Raw genomic sequence first — 19669 nt, forward strand, 5'->3', positions numbered from 1 at the left:
CCCGGATCTCAAGACCACTGCCCCAGCGTCAGGCGTTCGTTGCCGCCGTAGTCGCGGCAGGTTTCGACAGCGGCGTAGCCTGCCTGGGTAAACAGTGCCCGCACGGATTCTCCCTGCGTCCAGCCATGCTCCACGAGCAACCAGCCGCCGGGAAGCAAATGCTCTCGTGACGTTGTCACAATGTGATCAAGATCGGCTAATCCCGCGTTGGCGGCCACGAGCGCCGTCAGCGGTTCGAAGCGAACATCCCCCTGCGCAAGGTGCGGATCATGTTCGTCAATGTAAGGAGGATTGCTGACAATCATCGCAAATGAGCGGTTCTCCAGCGCGGCAAACCAGCTGCTTTGCAGCACCGTTACGTTGCTGAGCCCGAGACGTTCCACGTTACGCAGCGCCAGCGCCACCGCGTCGGGCATCACATCCACTGCCGTTACATCGCAGTCAGGCCGCTCGCTGGCCAGCGCCAGCGCGATAGCACCTGTTCCAGTACCGAGATCGAGAATGCGGCAGGCCTTCGCCGGTAAACGCGCCAGCGCCTGCTCCACCAGACACTCGGTATCCGGACGCGGGATCAGCGTTGCCGCCGAGACGTAAAGCGGTAGCGACCAGAACTCGCGCTCACCGACAAGGTGCGCCACCGGCTCGCCGTTTTTACGGCGGGCAAGCAGCGTGGCGAGCCGTGCTTCCTGCTCTGCAGTCAGCTCAGTTTCGCCGAATGCCAGCAGGTACGTGCGGGCTTTACCCGTCACATGCTCAAGCAAAATTTCGGCATCGCGCTTCGGGCTTTCGCTTTTGCAAAGCTCAGCGGCCGCCTCGCGTAACCAGCGCTGAAAATCCATTATTCCTGCTCGGACAGCGCCGCCAGCTGGTCGGCCTGGTATTCCTGCACGATAGGCTCAATCAGCATATCCAGCTTCCCTTCCATCACCTCGTCCAGACGGTACAGGGTCAGGTTGATACGGTGGTCGGTCACGCGCCCCTGAGGAAAGTTGTAGGTGCGGTTACGGTCACTGCGATCGCCGCTGCCCAGCAGGTTACGACGCGTAGAGGCTTCCGCCTGCTGACGCTTCGCCATTTCCGCCGCGTGGATGCGCGCGCCCAGCACGGACAACGCTTTGGCTTTGTTTTTGTGCTGCGAACGTTCGTCCTGACACTCCACCACGATGCCGGTCGGCAGGTGGGTAATGCGGATGGCGGAGTCGGTGGTGTTAACGTGCTGACCGCCCGCCCCGGAGGAGCGGAAGGTGTCGATGCGCAGGTCCGCCGGGTTGATGTCCGGCAGTTCCGCTTCCGGCAGCTCCGGCATCACCGCCACCGTACAGGCGGAGGTATGAATGCGGCCCTGAGATTCGGTGGCCGGAACGCGCTGCACGCGGTGACCGCCGGATTCAAACTTCAGACGTCCGTACACGCCGTCGCCGCTGATCTTGGCGATAACCTCTTTGTAGCCGCCATGTTCGCCTTCGTTGGCGCTCATGATCTCCACGCGCCAGCGGCGCGATTCGGCGTAGCGGCTGTACATGCGGAACAGATCTCCGGCAAAGAGCGCCGCTTCGTCACCGCCGGTCCCGGCGCGCACTTCGACAAACGCGTTACGTTCATCGTCCGGATCTTTCGGCAGGAGCAGCACCTGAAGCTGCTGCTCCATCTCTTCGGAACGCGCTTTTGCATCCTGCAGCTCTTCCTGCGCCATCTCGCGCATCTCAGGATCGTCGAGCATCATCTGCGCGGTTTCAATATCTTCCTGAACCTGTCGCCAGTCGGTAAAGCATTTTGATACATCACTCAACTGCGCATATTCACGCGAAAGCGCGCGAAAACGTTCCTGGTCTGCGATAGTCCCGGCATCGCCGAGCAGCGCCTGTACTTCTTCATGGCGCTCGTGCAGAGCTTCCAGTTTAGCGACGATAGAAGGCTTCATAGGCGTAAGTGCACCTTGTCTTAGAAAATGGGTATAGGGCGCTATTCCAGCCCGAGGCTGTTGCGCAGAATAGTCAGGCGTTCATCATCCCCGTCACGGGCAGCCTGTTGAAGAGATTTGGTTGGCGCATGGATCAGGCGGTTGGTCAGCTTCCACGCCAGATCCTGCATAATCGCCTGCGCGTCGCCGCCCTGTTCCAGGGCCGCTAACGCTTTGGCAGTCAGGTCATCACGCACCTGCTCCGCCTGCCCGCGGTACTCTCGGATGGTCTCGCTGACGCTTTGCGCGCGCAGCCAGGCCATAAATTCGCTGGTTTCCTGCTCAACAATGGTTTCCGCCTGCACGGCCGCCGCTTTACGCTGGGCGAGGTTGTGCGAAATAATGCTTTGCAGGTCATCCACGCTGTAAAGATAGGCGTTAGCCAGCTTGCCAACCTCTGGCTCAACATCGCGCGGAACGGCGATATCCACCAGCAGCATTGGCTGATTACGGCGGGATTTCAGCGCACGCTCCACCATCCCTTTACCGATGATCGGCAGCGGGCTGGCGGTAGAGCTGATAATAATGTCAGCCTCTTTCAGACGTTCATCAATATCGCTCAGCGCAACCACCTCGGCACCCACTTCGTCCGCCAGCACCTGCGCGCGTTCGCGGGTGCGGTTCGCGATAATCATCTTTTTCACTTTATGCTCGCGCAGATGGCGCGCCACAAGCTCGATGGTTTCGCCCGCGCCTACCAGCATCACGGTGACGGTCGACAGGGATTCAAAGATTTGCCGTGCAAGGGTACAGGCCGCGAAAGCAACAGAAACCGCACTGGCACCAATGTCGGTTTCGGTTCGCACACGCTTCGCCACGGAGAAGGACTTCTGGAACATACGCTCCAGCTCGCTGGCCTTGAGATGCCCTTTCTGGGAATCTGCGAAGGCTTTTTTTACCTGGCCGAGGATCTGCGGCTCGCCAAGCACCAGCGAATCCAGACCGCTGGCGACGCGCATCAGATGGCTGACCGCATCGTTATCCTGATGCCAGTACAGGCTGTTGCGCAGCTCGTCTTCGTTGAGATTGTGGTAGTCACATAGCCAGCGGATCAGCGCGTCGTGCAGGTTATCCTGCTCTTCCACGCTCAAATACAGCTCGGTACGGTTGCACGTCGAAAGCACCACGCCACCCTGCACCATCGGCTGTGCAAGCAGGCTGTCCAGCGCCAGGTCAAGCGTATCCGGCGAAAACGTAACGCGTTCTCGCAGCGAAACCGGGGCCGTTTTGTGGTTGATGCCGAGTGCTAATAGGGTCATGTTGAGCGGGAGTAGTACCAGCGTTAATAAGGTTAGCAGGACGCATCATACAGGATGCGCGAGATCAATAAAAGAGACCGCCTCCTTTCGGAGTAATAGGTTACTCAACGCTTTGAGATAATTTGAACGTAGACGGTAGCACTGCGGGGCGCTAGCATTAACAGTTATAACTGCAACGTATCTCAAGGATTTGTCCTCATTATGACCCGACTGATTCGCCTGCTGCCGCTGGCAGCACTGGTTCTGACCGCCTGTACTGTCACCCAACCAAAAGGCCCGGGCAAAAGCCCTGATTCACCGCAGTGGCGTCAGCACCAGCAGGACGTCCTTAATTTGAAGCAGTACCAGACGCGCGGCGCCTTCGCGTATCTCTCTGACGAACAAAAGGTTTATGCCCGCTTCTTCTGGCAGCAAACGGGGCAGGACAACTATCGCCTGCTGCTGCTGAACCCGCTTGGCAGCACCGAGCTGGAGCTTATCGCCAAACCGGGCGAAGCGCAGATCACCGATAACAAAGGCCAGCACTACACGGCGACCGATGCTGAAGAGATGATTGGCAAGCTGACCGGGATGCCAATTCCACTGAACAGCCTGCGCCAGTGGATCCTCGGCCTGCCGGGCGAAGCAACCGACTATACGCTTGACGATCAATACCGTCTGAGCCAGGTCAACTACACCCAGAACGGCAAAACCTGGAAAGTGGTGTACAGCGCCTATGACAGCAAGAGTAAACCGTCGCTGCCATCAAACATGGAGCTGACCCAGGGCAGCCAGCGCATCAAGCTGAAAATGGACAACTGGATCGTTAAATGATGACCCACTGGCCTTCTCCGGCAAAACTGAACCTGTTTTTATACATCACCGGCCAGCGTGCTGACGGCTATCACACTCTGCAGACGCTGTTTCAGTTCATTGACTATGGCGACACGATTGCCATCGAGCCGCGTCAGGATGGGCAGATTTGCCTGCTGACGCCGGTCGACGGCGTGGCGCATGAGGACAACCTGATCGTCCGCGCCGCGCGCCTGCTGATGAAAGCCGCCGCGGAGTCGGGCCGTCTGCCGGCGGGAAGCGGTGCGGATATCCGCATTGAGAAGCGTCTGCCGATGGGTGGCGGTCTCGGCGGGGGCTCATCCAACGCCGCCACCGTGCTGGTTGCGCTGAACCACCTCTGGGGCTGCGGGCTGTCGACGGATGAACTGGCTGGTTTGGGCTTAACGCTGGGCGCAGATGTCCCTGTGTTTGTTCGCGGCCACGCGGCCTTTGCCGAGGGCGTGGGCGAGATCCTCTCCCCGGTCAACCCGCCGGAAAAATGGTATCTGGTTGCCCACCCCGGCGTGAGCATTCCGACCCCGGTCATCTTTAAAGATCCTGACCTGAAAAGAAATACCCCGGTACGGTCAATAGAAACGTTATTAAATTGTGAATTCAGCAACGATTGCGAGGATATCGCAAGAAAACGTTTTCGCGAGGTTGATGCGGTGCTTTCCTGGCTGTTAGAATACGCGCCGTCGCGCCTGACCGGTACAGGGGCCTGTGTCTTTGCTGAATTTGACACCGAATCCGCCGCCCGTCAGGTGCTTGAGCAAGCGCCGGATTGGCTGCATGGTTTTGTAGCGCGCGGGATGAACACCTCCCCCCTACAGCAGGCCATTCTGGCGCAGACTGAGTTTCGGTGACAACGTCACCCTGTTCCAGACGTTGCATCGCGCTCTTTAATACACCGCCTGGATAGCCTTCGCTTAGGCCCCGCAGTTTGCGGCGAACGCTATCCACCACTGGACGCATGCCTGAGGTTCTTCTCGTGCCTGATATGAAGCTTTTTGCTGGTAACGCCACCCCGGAACTAGCACAACGTATTGCCAACCGCCTGTACACTTCCCTCGGCGACGCCGCCGTAGGTCGCTTTAGCGACGGCGAAGTCAGCGTACAAATCAACGAAAATGTACGCGGTGGTGATATTTTCATCATCCAGTCCACCTGTGCTCCAACAAACGACAACCTGATGGAACTGGTTGTTATGGTCGACGCTCTGCGTCGCGCTTCCGCAGGCCGTATCACTGCTGTTATCCCTTACTTTGGTTATGCCCGCCAGGACCGTCGCGTCCGTTCCGCGCGTGTGCCAATCACCGCAAAAGTTGTCGCTGACTTCCTGTCCAGCGTCGGCGTTGACCGCGTACTGACCGTTGACCTGCACGCAGAGCAGATCCAGGGCTTCTTCGATGTCCCGGTTGATAACGTATTCGGCAGCCCAATCCTGCTGGAAGACATGCTGCAGCTGAACCTGGATAACCCAATCGTGGTTTCTCCGGACATCGGCGGCGTGGTACGTGCCCGTGCTATCGCTAAGCTGCTGAACGATACCGACATGGCGATCATCGACAAGCGTCGTCCGCGCGCTAACGTTTCTCAGGTGATGCACATCATCGGTGACGTGGCTGGCCGCGACTGCGTGCTGGTTGACGACATGATCGATACCGGCGGTACGCTGTGTAAAGCCGCTGAAGCGCTGAAAGAGCGCGGTGCCAAGCGCGTGTTCGCTTACGCGACCCACCCGATCTTCTCCGGTAATGCAGTGAACAACCTGCGCAACTCCGTCATTGACGAAGTTGTGGTATGCGATACCATCCCACTGAGCGACGAGATCAAGGCACTGCCAAACGTGCGTACCCTGACCCTGTCCGGGATGCTGGCCGAAGCGATTCGTCGTATCAGCAACGAAGAATCCATCTCTGCAATGTTCGAACACTAATCGAACACGGCCAAAAAACCCGCTGCGGCGGGTTTTTTTGTCTCTGGGTTTTATTTGTATGATTAATGCCTCCTTCACCTGCCATTCATATGACAGATGATGCGCACACGGATGATAGATAATTGTGAAAAACGTAGCCTCCTCACATGTTCTGCCCTTTCGCGCCCTCATCGACGCCTGCTGGAAAGAGAAGTACACCTCGTCACGCTTTATCCGTGACCTGATTGCCGGGATCACCGTCGGAATTATTGCCATCCCGCTGGCGATGGCGCTGGCGATTGGCAGCGGCGTTGCGCCACAGTACGGTCTGTATACCTCGGCCGTTGCCGGGATTGTTATTGCCCTGACGGGCGGCTCGCGCTTCAGCGTCTCCGGCCCGACCGCCGCCTTTGTGGTGATCCTCTACCCGGTTTCACAACAGTTTGGTCTGGCAGGCCTGCTGGTTGCCACCCTGATGTCCGGCGTCTTTTTGATTCTGTTCGGTCTGGCCCGTTTTGGTCGCCTGATTGAATACATTCCCCTTTCCGTGACGCTGGGGTTCACCTCGGGGATTGGGATCACCATCGGAACCATGCAGATTAAGGATTTCCTCGGTCTGCAAATGACCCATGTTCCGGAGCACTATTTACAGAAAGTGGGGGCGCTGTTTATGGCGCTGCCAACGGCCAACCTGGGCGACGCCGCCATCGGAATAGTCACCCTGGGGACGCTGATCGTCTGGCCTCGCCTCGGTATTCGCCTGCCGGGCCATCTGCCCGCCTTGCTGCTGGGCTGCGCGGTGATGGCTATCGTCAATATGTTCGGTGGCCATGTCGCGACTATCGGCTCGCAGTTCCACTATGTTCTGGCGGACGGTTCGCAGGGTAACGGCATTCCACAGCTGCTGCCGCAGCTGGTGCTGCCGTGGGACATGCCTGGTTCGAGCTTCACCCTGAGCTGGGATTCCCTTCGCGCCCTGCTGCCCGCCGCGTTCTCTATGGCGATGCTGGGAGCGATTGAATCCCTGCTGTGCGCTGTGGTGCTCGACGGCATGACCGGCACCAAGCACAAAGCCAACAGCGAACTGGTCGGTCAGGGCTTAGGCAACCTCATCGCACCGTTCTTTGGCGGGATTACCGCCACGGCAGCCATCGCCCGTTCTGCGGCCAACGTGCGCGCAGGTGCGACCTCCCCCGTTTCAGCGGTTATCCACTCCGTGCTGGTAATTCTGGCGCTGCTGATCCTTGCCCCGCTGCTCTCCTGGCTGCCGCTTTCCGCCATGGCCGCCCTGCTGCTGATGGTGGCCTGGAACATGAGCGAGGCGCATAAGGTGGTGAATCTGCTGCGCCGTGCGCCGAAAGACGACATCATCGTGATGCTAATCTGCATGTCGCTAACCGTGCTGTTCGATATGGTTATCGCCATCAGCGTCGGGATCGTGCTCGCGTCCCTGCTATTTATGCGCCGCATCGCGCAGATGACGCGCCTCTCGCCGGTTAACGTGGAGGTGCCTGAGGATGTGCTGGTGCTGCGCGTGATTGGCCCGCTCTTCTTTGCCGCGGCGGAAGGGTTGTTCAGCGATCTGGAGTCCCGCATCGCGGGGAAACGGGTTGTGGTGCTGAAGTGGGATGCCGTCCCGGTGCTGGATGCCGGCGGTCTGGATGCCTTCCAGCGCTTTGTGAAACGTCTGCCGGAAGGCTGCGAGCTGCGGGTCAGCAACCTGGAATTCCAGCCCCTGCGCACCATGGCGCGTGCGGGCGTGCAGCCGATCCCTGGCCGCCTTGCCTTTTATCCTAACCGTGAAGCCGCGTTAGCGGATCTGTGAGTTACCTGATTCAGAGAAACGTCTCTGCATCATCACCCCGATCGCCTGCTGGAGCCATGCAAGCACGGCAGGCGTCATCCAGGTTCCTTTCATCAGATGCGGCTCCTGCTGCATAGCCGTACGAAACTTTTGCTGGGTCTCGGGGTTGGTGCCTGCGTAGGACTGGAACAATGCCAGCCAGTTTTCAGCCAGCTTTTGCGCCTCCTTCGAGTCAGGAGCGATATTGTCCCGCTGCGCCTGATGCAGTTTCGCCACCAGCGGCGGCCACTCCATCATGCGGTCAAAATAATGCGCCCGGGTAAAGGCCATCTCTTCGGCAGTGAGATACTTCTCCCATATGCTGAGCTTAGATTCCGCAAACGCGCGCGTGATGTAATCTGTCATTTCCGGGGTGATGCCGGTCTGCGCCTGCATCTGTGGCTCTACGCTGTGCATCTCGTTCAGCCGGGTGAGAAACTCCGGCTTGCCCGCCGTGTCCTGTTCAAGACGTTCCATCCAGCGGGTCGCCAGATCCATCGCCCGCGTGTCAGTAACGGGTATATCCTGTTCCAGCAGCGCGTTAGCCTCTGCCACCAGCCCTGACCAGATAGCCGCCAGCGCATCCTTCTGCACCGCAAACGGCAGCTGCTGTAACTCTTCTTTGCTAAACCAGCGATCGTACATATTCATTAACTCCAGAGTCTGTAGCCAGGACTCCAGATCCGGCGTCGCATCGTCGGTAAGCCCGGTACGCAGTTCCACCAGCCGGTCGCGCAGCGTGTGTATGCTGCGCAGCTGTTTATCCAGCAGCGTGATTTGCGCATCGAGTAGCTCGGTCAAAGACAGCGACTCCTTTTCCAGAAAATCCCTGATTTCGGCAAGTTCCAGCCCCGCTTTTGCCAGCGCCTGGATCATGTGCAGACGCTGGACATCCGCCAGGTTGTAAAGCCGGTAACCTGCCGCGCTTCTGGCAGAAGGCAGCAACAGCCCTGTTTGCTCGTAGTGATGCAATGTCCGCACGGTGATACCGGCTCGTTTCGCCAGCTCACCCACCTGAATCAACATAACTGCTCCTTTTTACTTTGCCAGTGCCACCACTCTGGAGCCTTACGTTACGTGAGGGTCAATATGCTATGCAAAAAAAAACGACTCCGGATGGAGTCGTTTCGATGTTCTTAATCAGGCACTAGCTGTGCTTATGCTGGTCACGACGACAACGTTTGTCGTAGTGGCGCACCCACCAGTATTTATCGCAGACTTCCTCATGTCCGCTTACGCGCGCCCCGGCGAGCCACAATACTGCACCGAGGAAGATGCTCAATACCGCGCCATGCGCGAAGTATTGTGGGAGATCAAGCTGCGGCAGTTGGTTTAAAATGGAATAACCTACGCCGACTACCATCACGAACAGTCCCAACCCCATTAGCACGTTGCCGAGCATCGAAGCGTTTTTGCGTTTCATATGTCACCTCCGGAACTTTGGGTTGTCAGGGGAAAAGCCCCTAATCCTTGTGTGTAAAGTATAGACAACGCCCCTTTTATGAGTTGCGTGAATGATCACAATTACGGATAACGCACAAACAAAAGTTTACAAATAAGGCTTTGAACAGCTTGAAATTCTAATTGTTCAGATGAGTAATTATTCGAATTTCGCCGGGATAACCGCAGAATTTTGTCAAGCGGCGCGCCAGACAGTAAACTACGCGCCAGATCTGGAACCCATTAGGAATTGAATCGTGACGATTAAACTGATTGTCGGCCTCGCCAACCCGGGCGCGGAGTATGCGGCCACCCGCCACAACGCCGGAGCCTGGTACGTCGATCTGCTGGCCGAACGGTTACGTGCTCCCCTGCGTGAAGAACCAAAATTCTTCGGCTATACCTCACGTATCAACCTTGCTGGCGCGGATGTTCGCCTGCTGGTGCCCACCACCTTTATGAACCTGAGTGGTAAAGCGGTGGCGGCAATGGCAACGTTTTATCGCATCAATCCGGATGAAATTCTGGTGGCTCACGATGAGCTGGATCTCCCGCCTGGCGTAGCAAAATTCAAGCTGGGCGGCGGACACGGCGGTCACAACGGTCTTAAAGACATCATCAGCAAGTTGGGCAATAACCCGAATTTCCACCGTTTGCGCGTGGGAATCGGCCATCCGGGCGATAAAAACAAAGTTGTCGGTTTCGTGCTCGGTAAACCCCCGGTTTCCGAACAAAAACTGATTGACGAGGCAGTAGACGAAGCGGCGCGCTGCACTGAAATCTGGCTGCAAGACGGCTTAACCAAAGCGACAAATCGCTTACACGCTTTCAAAGCGCAATAATCCGCCCGATACGGCTTTTTTACCGCGCGTCATGTGGGTTACGTGTATAATAGGCGTAGTTATTTACTTTTCATCAATCGGTTATCGTTAACGGATTGATTATCAAGATATTAAGGTGATTTAGAAATGGGATTCAAATGCGGTATCGTCGGTCTGCCAAACGTGGGCAAATCCACCCTGTTTAACGCGCTTACCAAAGCGGGTATCGAAGCGGCGAACTTCCCGTTCTGTACTATCGAACCTAACACCGGCGTTGTGCCAATGCCTGACCCGCGTCTGGACCAGCTCGCGGAAATCGTGAAGCCGCAGCGCATTCTGCCCACCACCATGGAGTTCGTGGACATCGCGGGCCTGGTAAAAGGCGCATCCAAAGGTGAAGGCCTGGGCAACCAGTTCCTGACCAACATCCGTGAAACTGAAGCGATCGGCCACGTTGTGCGCTGCTTCGAGAACGACAATATCATCCACGTTAACAACAAAGTGGATCCGGCTGACGATATCGACGTTATCAACACCGAGCTGGCGCTCTCTGACCTCGACACCTGCGAACGTGCAATTCACCGCGTGCAGAAGAAAGCGAAAGGCGGCGATAAGGATGCGAAAGCGGAACTGGCTGCGCTGGAAAAATGCCTGCCACAGCTGGAAAACGCGGGCATGCTGCGCGCGCTGAAAAACCTGACTGACGAAGACAAAGCGGCGATCAAATACCTGAGCTTCCTAACCCTGAAGCCAACCATGTACATCGCCAACGTTAACGAAGACGGTTTCGAGAACAACCCGTACCTGGATAAAGTGCGCGAAATCGCAGCGGCTGAAGGTTCTGTGGTTGTGGCGGTTTGCGCTGCCGTTGAATCCGATATCGCCGAGCTGGACGACGCCGACCGTGAAGAGTTCATGGCCGAGCTGGGTCTGGAAGAGCCGGGCCTGAACCGTGTGATCCGCGCGGGCTATGAGCTGCTGAACCTGCAGACCTACTTCACCGCTGGCGTGAAGGAAGTGCGTGCCTGGACGATTCCTGTGGGTGCGACTGCGCCTCAGGCGGCCGGTAAGATCCACACCGACTTCGAGAAGGGCTTTATTCGTGCGCAGACTATCGCGTTTGAAGACTTCATTACCTACAAGGGTGAGCAAGGCGCGAAAGAAGCAGGCAAGATGCGTGCGGAAGGGAAAGATTACATCGTTAAAGATGGCGACGTGATGAACTTCCTGTTTAACGTTTGATTAGTTTTGAGTGAAAAAAATCCACGCCTTGGCGTGGATTTTTTTTACATGGTAAAGAGAATGATGTCGGCAGTCGCAAGTTTTAACGACTGAAAGGGGGGCTGGTATAAACGCTCTGCTGGTCAGGCAAGTCTCTCACCTTTAGCAGGAATGCCCCCTCTGCGTATGCCAGTTTCATGCACTATTGTCGCTGTAATTTTAATGTTAAATGTGAATTTAGTGCGAAGGTCCTGACCTAGACAACGCGTTACGCTTCATATCCCAGGAATAAAACCAATCATGCCAGCCATTTTGTATTACTGTATAACTACATACAAAAACTACTTCCTTTGAGTGGTTTAATGTTAAGTAATAGAAAATAGCACCTTCAGGAGGTGCAGACCAAAATAGTTTTCACCCTGAACGTTGAAGATGGTCAAAACGGTTGGTAACGGCTTTGTATCGCTTAACACAAACACTAATTGGCGTGTGGAATCGACCATTACATTGTCTAAAGATGGTATGCTGAAAATATATTTTATCCTTTAGCGATCACAATGGCTCTATGATCAGTTCCATTTTGTATCCAGAACATTTCATCTTGAGGTAACGATCCATTACTACAAAAATCAACAAGTTCACCTTGCCAACCATCAGGAACATAATCTTGACAATGCATACTCTCAACATATTCCGAATATAATCTCTTATTATCAAAGTCTATAAACAAATCCGGCATAAGTTCATATATATCCCACCAAGTTGTTTTTTGCGAAAGCCTATTATAAAACTCATCAGCTATGGCATCCTTATCGTATGAATAACCATCTTTAATTAAATAATTAATGAATATCTGCGCGTTTTCTTCATTTACTACTGGTAAGTCATATCTTTCCTTATGGATATTCTGTAGGTTTATTTCCACCCCACTTTTCACAAAATCCTCTACCCATTTAACTCTGTCTAAGACCCAGATTTCCTTGAACGCAACGAACCAATAAAATCTTCCTTCATACTTAACTATCACAAGGAGTTCGTCATCTTTATTGATATTCATATAGTAACCTATCTTACATTCCCGGAGCCTAGAATCGCTACTTCTTCAAGCCATTCTGCCCAAATTGATGGTAATTCATACGACCTACCTGGCGTAGTCGGATCCACGCGTAATGTTTGATTTTTTTATAGAGTAACGAACTTATCCCCTTTTACGCAGATAGAACTCTAGATATTTTTTAGGTCTATCCTGAAACGCACGCTCTTTGCCGTAGTTATAAGCATCGTTAAAATATTTATACGCTTCCTCGAATTGATTTAACTCATAACAGACCATGCCGAGATCGATTAAGGGTGCAGTGTCTATATCCGATTCACGTGTCCATAATGTCGTCTCTCCCCATTTCTTCGCCTCAGCGTAATCCGCGAGATCAAAATATGCGCTGTACATGCAGGCAGCGATCCAGTTAGCAAGTTCCGATTCGAACTTTGGCTCAGGGAGAGCTTGCCAGGCTTTTTGGTATTGCTCTAAAGCCTCGGCGTATTTTTGGTTGTCGTGAAACTCGGTTCCTTTTTCAATAGTATTTGTTATAGATATTTTCATACTCAAGTGTTTGTCCTTTTAAATAAAAAATTCTTTTATAAGAAACAACCAAACTTAATAAAATGCATTACTAAATTATGATTTTTACATTATAAAGTCATTACACTGCAATCTATCATCTTATAGCAAATCTTTTTAAGTATTAATGACTCTATAATATTCCAATCACCTCCACCAAGGCCAGCTCCTATCCTTGGCATTTGTACTGAAAGACGATTCACTAAAGCAAAGTCAGATAATTTTTCAAGACAGACTTCAAGGGATGCATAACATACGCATTGTTTTTTGTCATTGACATTTTTCTTTATACCATTCTGCGCATACATATTAGCAATAAATATGTGCTCTTGAGCATCAACCTTGACAAAATCAACCCTCCCTAATTCGGGGATGTTATTTCCTTTAAAACTATTAAGATAATATTCCTTTGCAGCAGGATATTTATTTGAAAGGGACAGAACAAAACCTTTACCCCATTTTCCTTTGTTATTCACAATATGAGCAATAACTGTGTTTTTTTTTAAAGGTTCCGCAGCATCGCCTGACAAGTATTTTATTTGTTTTTTTTCCTGCAATGAACTCGTTGATGTTTGCCAGAAAGTTTCAAATTCCTCATTCGAAATTTCTTCAGCATCACTTAAGTCCAGTTCGCTTTTTTTTCCATCATACAGCAAAAAACCAACTTTATCGTTTTTATCTAGCAAAGAGGAAGAGGCATAATAATCACCATCTATAATATTTATTTGTCGTGTGGCAACCTCACCTATGAATTCATTGAAAATAACTCCTTCACCCGCAATAAAATCAACACTTCCTTTATAATATTTTTTTATCTCAACCACAACTCCTCCCACTTTTAACAATTCTTTTAGAGACATCGAGATCTTTCGTGTTTAAGATCAAGAATATGTTTTTCCGGAGTTCAATCACATCTAAGCCAGTAACATCTATTTCGACAAAATGGCTTATACCTTTTAATTTTCTCGCATCACCATATATATCAGCTGCTAATTGGCCGAGAGACATTTTTCCTGTTCCTCCAACATCTTTGAGTGTTCGTCCGCCAATCATTTCAGGTCTGATATTAGTGAAATATTGTCCGTCCCCGAAGCGGGCATGTATATCTCCTGATGAAGGTCTAATCACACCACTTTCCATGATAGCTTTCATGCCTTCTTCAGTCGTGTAGTGAATCAATGTGTTAGGCGTCAACCCCCACGGATCCACCCACCCCAGCGCATTCGGCGCATACTGGTAAAGGTTCATCCCCCCCGCCAGCCCTATCGGGTCCTGCTGCGTAAACCGTCCGCAGTCCGGGTCGTAATATCGGAACAGATTGTAGTGCAGCCCTGTCTCACGGTCCAGGTATTGCCCCTGCATACGCAGGTTCTGAGAATATCCTGATACCTGCGTCTCGCTTTCCCGCAGCAGCTTGCCCCAGGCGCTGTTCACCCCTTCCCAGCGTACCTGCCCTTCGATATCCGTTATCCGCTCCGGCGTGCCGTTGGGCTGGCAGTGGAACCAGAAGATCTCCGGCGCTTCCACGCCATCAATACGCGCCAGTGGATCGTAGCTGTCCTGATCGCTGTAGACGTAGGTGAGCGGCACATCCCCGTGAACTTCCTGCAGCAGGCGGAACCCTTCCCAGACAAACCGGGTGGTGACCGGCTTGCCGGTTGGCTGTCCGCCCAGCATCTGGCGGCGCGTTTTGCTGATGCGTCGCCCGAGCGGATCGTAGCGGAAGCTGACCTGCGTCTGCGGCCTGTTGCGGTCCCGCGGCTGGCTGATCACCTCCGTCAGACGGTGCTCACCGTCGTAGCGATAGTGCCAGCGGGTCTGGCCGTTATCTTTCTCCACGGTGCGTCCGTGGACGTCATAGCACCAGCGAATGCCGTTCAGCTGCGTCAGGCGGTTATGCGTGACCTTCTCAGCAGAGCCTTCGAGCGGGTTACCCGCCGCATCCCAGCGCCACTGCTCCTGACCGGGCAGCGTGCCGTCCTGAACCAGCAGGCGCCCGGCGCTGTCGTACTGCCAGCGGGACCAGCGGCGCGGCGACGGGCGCTGGGCATTGCCGGTAAAGACGTCCCGGCGATGCAGTCGGCCAAGACGATCGTATTCGCTGCGGGTGGTCAGCAGCCCCTGGGTGCGGCTGGTCTCGCGGTGGAGTTCGTCGCGGGTTAAATTGGAGATCGACAGCTTATTGAGAACAAGGTGAGCAAGGCGAGAAAGAATCAGGCAAGATGCGTGCGAAAGGGAAAGATTACATCGTTAAAGATGGCTATGTGATGAACTTCCTGTTTAATGTTTGATTTGTTTTGAATGAAGAAAATCCACGCTTTGGCGTGGATTTTTTGCGGGGTTAAAACACATTCTCTAATAGTTCTGTTTTCATGCTGGGTTCAAAAGGAATGATCTCAACAGTCTCAAGCTTTAACCTCTGAAAAGGATCCTCGCATAATCGTTTTGAAGTGAGGCAAGACTCTCACACTTAGCGAGAATGACTCCACCGTTTCTTGAGGTCCTTCTTTCGGACGCCAGGAAAATCCCTTCTGCATACCCCTTTTTAAGTCACTCAACATGAGCAGGTATCGCTGCGTCGATTTCTTCGAGTGGTTTTATATAGGTCAAAATGACAATGTAAACCGTGCTTATCCTTTGCCACTTAACTCAGTTTTTTAAACTGCTTGTCGGAACTGCTGATACAGTTCCTCTTTTGCCACTGATTGTTGTTATCATTTTTTGGCGCTTTTGATCTTAATATGCAGGGCCCGATTGAGTCAACGCGTTACGCTTCATATCCCAGGAATAAAACCTGTCATGCCAGCCATTTTTTTTGCTGGATAGCTACAGACAACGACCACTTCCTTTGACAGGTTGAATGTTAAGTAATAGAAAATCGCACCTTCAGGAGGTGCAGACCAAAATAGTTTTTCGCCCTGCGCATTGAAGATGGTCAAAACGGTCGGTAATGGCTTTGGTTCGCTTAACGCAAAGACTAACTGGCGTGTTGAGTCGACCATTGCATAGACTAAAAATGGCATACTAACCAGTATGTTACTTTCGCCACACGTCCATTGAAGCAGGTCATTTTCTTTGATGAAATTGAGATTTTTAATCACAGGTTAACCTCAACTTTTAAAGTTTAATCTGTTTCAAATCACCTTCAAAAAGCCCCACAAGATATACCCGATATCGGGCTGGCTGCACTTCTTTATACGTTAATACAGCAGAAAATTCTTTCAAACACTTTGAACAAATGTTTTTCGAAACATCTAATTGGCTTTCATCGTAACTATATTTTTTATATTCACTAACAAACTTCACGCCTCTCATTTTCTTAACCAAAAAGCATTTTACCTCTACAGGGAGCGTGTCAAACTCATATGAGTTCACTATGGAATAGACTATTACGCCTTCGCATTCAGGGCATGCTATTTCCTTTCCATACTCTATGAAATCATTGTCAATGCCATCAAGGACTAGTAACTTCTTTTTAAGTCTATTAATTATTTTCATTTCTAACCTTTTATTGTGTTAATAGAAAAGTCAGGTGAGAGGAAAATGAAGGCTTTTATTAATCAATTACATCATATAGTCAAACATTCCATTCAATATAAACACCACAATCGAAGCTTTTTTCATTAGATTGTACAACAATTCTACCCCAATCATGCTCCCATTGAAATCCATATGGGGGATTGTTAATTTTGAGCTTAGGGCTTGAGGTTATTTCATTCTGAACCCATGATATCAAACGCTGCTGCTCATCCGATAAATTACTTAGACTAGCCCTTTTATCCCAATCCGCTAGAGTTTTATAAAAACTTCCATCCTTACTAGTAAGGAATATTAATGGAGAAAAAGAAAATACTGAAGGCCTCAGTTCCAAAATGAAAACTTGATTTTTCCATTTAATATTATCGATAGCAAAATAAAAAGGACCTACTGTAGTCAATGACGAAAAGAACCTGTAAAATGCGGAATTTTTAAAAGTATCAACATCTTTTAATTCGATGGGGTAGTTGTTGATTGCTACAAATCCAGTATGAACATCAAGTTTCATTTCTAACATATCTAAACCACTTTGTCTGGAAGTGACTACGTTAAATTCCAAACTATATATGCCCCATGATTAAATGACTTTGTCTCATATGAGACTGAAACCCGCCCCCACTCAAAGTTCCACCTAATGATGTCTGTTTTCGTGGTATCAGGAGTGTCCAGGTTTAGTGATTCTTTCAGCCAATCAGACAAGCTTTTCACTGATTCATTTAGCATGTTAATATTAGTTCGGGCATTCCAATCATTAAATGATTTATAGTATTGACTGTTTTTATCAACAAGATGAAGCATAAAAGGAAAACCATAGCACACAGGGCGTATAGTAACTTGAAATTCTCTTTCAAAAAACGCTAGTGAGTCAACAAGGTAGTGATTTGGTATGATTTTCTTTATAGCTCTCTGCTTTACTAATCCGTGGTATAAATCACACCTACAAAAGCCTTCTTCAGTATCAATTTTCAAAGGCAGACCATCAATATTTAGTTCACCTGTGATCGGTTTAAAATTTAATTCAATCATGTTGCCCTATTCTAATTTTGAATGCCGATCACGAGATTGTAACTAAATCAACTACAACATGATGGCATCCATATAAAGAAGCATTTCCGCGTACAGATTACAGGTGTTATATGCAAGGCTCACACTGCATTTTCCACTACGCAAATAAAATGCATCTGCATCAATTATTGCATTACGCCAAACCGTTATAACCATTTCAATCTAATCTACATGACAATAAACCCTTATTGCCAATGGTGCAATAAATCAATCCACATTTCTTTTTCTCCAAAGATAAATTTAATGTTATCTCTATTTTCTTTTACATACTGCATGTACGTTTCATAAATAGCTCTTATAGTCACGGTTTTTTCAGAGCCAGAACCTTCAATTAAAGTCATCAGTTTTTCTAAATAAATTGATGAATCCACTCTTTCGTTGAAAAAAACCTTGAGATAATCGAGTACTTCATCATATGAATCGTAATTGATTATTCCTCCGGAAGAATATGAATTTTGTCGAAAGTAATTGTCCGTTTGTCTGCATGCATTTGTTCTACGCCACCCTTTCCATATTGCGGATAAGCATGCGTAAATTGTTCTAATGGTGCACCAATTTCATCTCCAAACATTCTTGGATGCCTCTCTTGAGGAGTACCGTTTTCATAAAGTTGCAATGTATCAAACGTTCCTCTAATCCTTGCATCACTCCAAGAGACATCCGCTGGTAAAGTTGGAGCAACCTTATCGGGACCTTTTATCTAAAACGCATCACGAGTAGCTTTACCCGTTTCAAATTTTTCGAATCCAAAATACGTTACTGGCACTTGTTTTGTTTCGAGAAGACCAGGAACCCATTTATCTAAACTGCCATCGTCATTCAAATATCGAACATAACGATAAGCAGTTGAAGGCATAGAAGCAGGCAAGTTTCGTGCAGAAGGGAAAGATTACATCGTTAAAGATGGCGACGTGATGAACTTCCTGTTTAACGTTTGATTGGTTTTGAATTGGTGAGAAAAATCCACACCAAGGCGTGGATTTTTTTATTGCGAGTCTATCAATAGATAACTAGTTTTCCCGCTGGCCAAATACCTGACCATCCACAAGGCATATGACTAGCTTCATAAACATTAATCAATCCATTAAAAAAGAACGGCTCTCGTAGTAAAGAACTATACGCATCTTCAAGCAAGTAATTGACAAGATCCCATTTTAAGCTCTCAATCATTGAGATTTTCTCAGACTCTGGGAAGATTATTTTTGGGGTAATATCAATCTCCACAACTTTCTTCGCTTCTTTGACCAAATAGTTCCAGTATTGATATTTTTCAGTGTGTTTTATTGCGAGATAACCCGTTATTTCATTAACAGCCTCTAGGGTGGCACTCTCCCATTCATCACTATTGAGGCTTTTTATAAACAAGCTAAGGGACTGAGCCTGGAGAATCACAGGGAGTGTCGTCGCCTTACCAAGATTAACAAACCAATTAATTTTATTTAACCTATCTATTGCTAGCTGGGATATTTTCATGTTTTAACCTGATTTATTCATCCTGGGATCCACGGTATGTTCATAGCACCAAGCGCCATGCTGTTTTATAATAAAACTCTATGATCTGCGTTACAGAGTCTTATTAAAATTAAGAATATAAAAATAACAGCAATAGAATTAAATAAATTGATTAAATTTTTTAAATGTACTTTAAGAAAGATTCTCTTCTGCAACTAATTGGTTAACAAAGTTAGCAAATGAATTTGTCAGATATCTTTGAAGTTTTGTGTGATTCTCTTGCATAGTCAAATCCTCATCAAAAGAATCTGAAGCATAATATACAATTGAGTAATTATCTAAATCCAGGCAGAAAAAATTCCCTCCCCAATCATTTGCGAAAGGAAGCAGGTTTTGAGGAATCACTTCTCTATCCACCATGCTGATATAGCAACTGTCAATAAAAGATCCAGGATCATCATTTGTCTGACCATTATAAACAAATGACTTAAACGCAGCCACCTCTATAGGCTCAAAATTTTCATCACCGTCCCACCAACTTTTCTCTGGAGTGCCACCATTAAATTGCAGATAATGTGAAACGAAATCATCCGGAAGAGTAATAGATAATTTCTCTTCCGTTTTAGCAATATCTGTACGTCCTATCTTTTTTTCACAGTTAATGATATTATTCATAAGTATGTAGCTTAATGACGATTCTTCGTAATAAATTACGTGGAAAA

22 protein-coding genes and 4 pseudogenes are annotated in these 19669 nt (G+C 49.9%); 8 read left to right on the forward strand and 18 right to left on the reverse strand.

The features are described 5' to 3' along the window. Positions 1 to 8: 8 nt before the first annotated feature. The 3 genes from prmC to hemA are packed head-to-tail and all read right to left on the reverse strand — an operon-like array spanning position 9 to position 3219. Positions 9 to 839, reverse strand: coding sequence for a peptide chain release factor N(5)-glutamine methyltransferase (prmC, locus tag DG357_RS13295; protein ID WP_088204320.1), 831 nt, complete (start codon positions 837 to 839; stop codon positions 9 to 11). Continuing rightward, a complete protein-coding gene (prfA, locus tag DG357_RS13300; RefSeq protein WP_021240360.1) occupies positions 839 to 1921 on the reverse strand; it encodes a peptide chain release factor 1 in 1083 nt (360 codons plus the stop codon). Before prfA ends, prmC begins: the two co-directional genes overlap by 1 nt. A gap of 41 nt (positions 1922 to 1962) precedes the next feature. Further along, positions 1963 to 3219, reverse strand: a complete 1257-nt coding sequence (hemA, locus tag DG357_RS13305; RefSeq protein WP_021240361.1) for a glutamyl-tRNA reductase — start codon at positions 3217 to 3219, stop codon at positions 1963 to 1965. Between the two features lie 201 nt (positions 3220 to 3420). On the opposite strand from hemA, the gene lolB reads away from it, so the two are divergent. The 4 genes from lolB to dauA all read left to right on the forward strand — a co-directional run bounded on the left by lolB (position 3421) and on the right by dauA (position 7775). Beyond that, a complete protein-coding gene (lolB, locus tag DG357_RS13310; protein ID WP_028013462.1) occupies positions 3421 to 4032 on the forward strand; it encodes a lipoprotein insertase outer membrane protein LolB in 612 nt (203 codons plus the stop codon). Further along, positions 4029 to 4898: a 4-(cytidine 5'-diphospho)-2-C-methyl-D-erythritol kinase gene (ispE, locus tag DG357_RS13315; protein ID WP_028013463.1), complete on the forward strand. Its 870-nt coding sequence runs from the start codon at positions 4029 to 4031 to the stop codon at positions 4896 to 4898. Before lolB ends, ispE begins: the two co-directional genes overlap by 4 nt. Positions 4899 to 5023: 125 nt before the next feature. Continuing rightward, positions 5024 to 5971, forward strand: coding sequence for a ribose-phosphate diphosphokinase (gene prs, locus DG357_RS13325; protein WP_003856663.1), 948 nt, complete (start codon positions 5024 to 5026; stop codon positions 5969 to 5971). Positions 5972 to 6095: 124 nt separating this feature from the next. Beyond that, positions 6096 to 7775 carry a C4-dicarboxylic acid transporter DauA gene (dauA, locus tag DG357_RS13330; protein WP_063942336.1) on the forward strand — a complete coding sequence of 560 codons (1680 nt, stop codon included), beginning with the start codon at positions 6096 to 6098 and terminating at the stop codon, positions 7773 to 7775. On the opposite strand, the gene DG357_RS13335 is transcribed toward dauA, so the two are convergent. After that, a complete protein-coding gene (locus tag DG357_RS13335; protein ID WP_088204319.1) occupies positions 7761 to 8819 on the reverse strand; it encodes a MerR family transcriptional regulator in 1059 nt (352 codons plus the stop codon). The two genes, dauA and DG357_RS13335, sit on opposite strands and share 15 nt — an antisense overlap. Positions 8820 to 8940: 121 nt before the next feature. Continuing rightward, entirely contained in the window at positions 8941 to 9216 is a 276-nt protein-coding gene (gene ychH / locus DG357_RS13340; protein ID WP_028013466.1) for a stress-induced protein YchH, read from the reverse strand. Between the two features lie 274 nt (positions 9217 to 9490). Between ychH and pth the strand changes: the two genes are divergently transcribed. Then, positions 9491 to 10075 (forward strand): aminoacyl-tRNA hydrolase, encoded by a 585-nt coding sequence (gene pth / locus DG357_RS13345; RefSeq protein ID WP_008499504.1) that lies wholly within the window; start codon positions 9491 to 9493, stop codon positions 10073 to 10075. 126 nt (positions 10076 to 10201) lie between these two features. Then, positions 10202 to 11296 carry a redox-regulated ATPase YchF gene (gene ychF / locus DG357_RS13350; protein ID WP_003856650.1) on the forward strand — a complete coding sequence of 365 codons (1095 nt, stop codon included), beginning with the start codon at positions 10202 to 10204 and terminating at the stop codon, positions 11294 to 11296. A 517-nt stretch (positions 11297 to 11813) separates the two neighbouring features. Here ychF and DG357_RS13360 read toward each other — a convergent pair. From DG357_RS13360 to DG357_RS13375, 4 genes and pseudogenes are all read right to left on the reverse strand, one after another. Next, positions 11814 to 12332: a hypothetical protein gene (locus DG357_RS13360; protein WP_088204318.1), complete on the reverse strand. Its 519-nt coding sequence runs from the start codon at positions 12330 to 12332 to the stop codon at positions 11814 to 11816. A gap of 141 nt (positions 12333 to 12473) precedes the next feature. Next, on the reverse strand, positions 12474 to 12875 hold the full coding sequence (locus DG357_RS13365; protein ID WP_088204317.1) for a hypothetical protein: 402 nt from the start codon (positions 12873 to 12875) through the stop codon (positions 12474 to 12476). A gap of 89 nt (positions 12876 to 12964) precedes the next feature. Beyond that, on the reverse strand, positions 12965 to 13753 hold the full coding sequence (locus DG357_RS13370; RefSeq protein WP_197710703.1) for a macro domain-containing protein: 789 nt from the start codon (positions 13751 to 13753) through the stop codon (positions 12965 to 12967). Next, positions 13710 to 15080, reverse strand: a pseudogene (locus DG357_RS13375) (RHS repeat-associated core domain-containing protein); the annotation flags it as partial. The pseudogene DG357_RS13375 and the gene DG357_RS13370, both read right to left, overlap by 44 nt. A 2-nt stretch (positions 15081 to 15082) precedes the next feature. Here DG357_RS13375 and DG357_RS13380 point away from each other — a divergent pair. Continuing rightward, positions 15083 to 15184, forward strand: a pseudogene (locus DG357_RS13380) (DUF933 domain-containing protein); the annotation flags it as partial. 50 nt (positions 15185 to 15234) lie between these two features. Here DG357_RS13380 and DG357_RS23190 read toward each other — a convergent pair. The 7 genes and pseudogenes from DG357_RS23190 to DG357_RS22975 all read right to left on the reverse strand — a co-directional run bounded on the left by DG357_RS23190 (position 15235) and on the right by DG357_RS22975 (position 18111). Beyond that, positions 15235 to 15527, reverse strand: a pseudogene (locus DG357_RS23190) (YciI family protein). 140 nt (positions 15528 to 15667) lie between these two features. Next, on the reverse strand, positions 15668 to 15994 hold the full coding sequence (locus tag DG357_RS13390) for a hypothetical protein (RefSeq protein ID WP_224222655.1): 327 nt from the start codon (positions 15992 to 15994) through the stop codon (positions 15668 to 15670). Between the two features lie 16 nt (positions 15995 to 16010). After that, a complete protein-coding gene (locus DG357_RS13395) occupies positions 16011 to 16391 on the reverse strand; it encodes a hypothetical protein (protein WP_049119986.1) in 381 nt (126 codons plus the stop codon). A gap of 79 nt (positions 16392 to 16470) precedes the next feature. Then, the gene (locus DG357_RS13400; RefSeq protein ID WP_088204315.1) at positions 16471 to 16947 is read right to left on the reverse strand and encodes a hypothetical protein; all 477 of its coding nucleotides are present in this window, start codon (positions 16945 to 16947) and stop codon (positions 16471 to 16473) included. Between the two features lie 26 nt (positions 16948 to 16973). Then, a complete protein-coding gene (locus DG357_RS13405; RefSeq protein ID WP_088204314.1) occupies positions 16974 to 17456 on the reverse strand; it encodes a hypothetical protein in 483 nt (160 codons plus the stop codon). Between the two features lie 224 nt (positions 17457 to 17680). Then, positions 17681 to 17836, reverse strand: a complete 156-nt coding sequence (locus tag DG357_RS23195; protein ID WP_224222656.1) for a hypothetical protein — start codon at positions 17834 to 17836, stop codon at positions 17681 to 17683. Positions 17837 to 17925: 89 nt separating this feature from the next. Next, entirely contained in the window at positions 17926 to 18111 is a 186-nt protein-coding gene (locus DG357_RS22975) for a hypothetical protein (protein ID WP_126346166.1), read from the reverse strand. Between the two features lie 241 nt (positions 18112 to 18352). On the opposite strand from DG357_RS22975, the pseudogene DG357_RS13415 reads away from it, so the two are divergent. Continuing rightward, positions 18353 to 18433 (forward strand): annotated as a pseudogene (locus tag DG357_RS13415) (DUF933 domain-containing protein); the annotation flags it as partial. A gap of 61 nt (positions 18434 to 18494) precedes the next feature. On the opposite strand, the gene DG357_RS13420 reads toward DG357_RS13415, so the two are convergent. Next, complete coding sequence (locus DG357_RS13420; RefSeq protein WP_088204312.1) at positions 18495 to 18968, reverse strand: hypothetical protein; 474 nt, start codon at positions 18966 to 18968, stop codon at positions 18495 to 18497. Positions 18969 to 19139: 171 nt separating this feature from the next. Further along, positions 19140 to 19622 (reverse strand): SMI1/KNR4 family protein, encoded by a 483-nt coding sequence (locus DG357_RS13425; protein ID WP_088204311.1) that lies wholly within the window; start codon positions 19620 to 19622, stop codon positions 19140 to 19142. Between the last annotated feature and the right edge of the window lie 47 nt (positions 19623 to 19669).

Source organism: Enterobacter bugandensis, from assembly GCF_900324475.1.
Lineage (GTDB): Bacteria > Pseudomonadota > Gammaproteobacteria > Enterobacterales > Enterobacteriaceae > Enterobacter > Enterobacter bugandensis.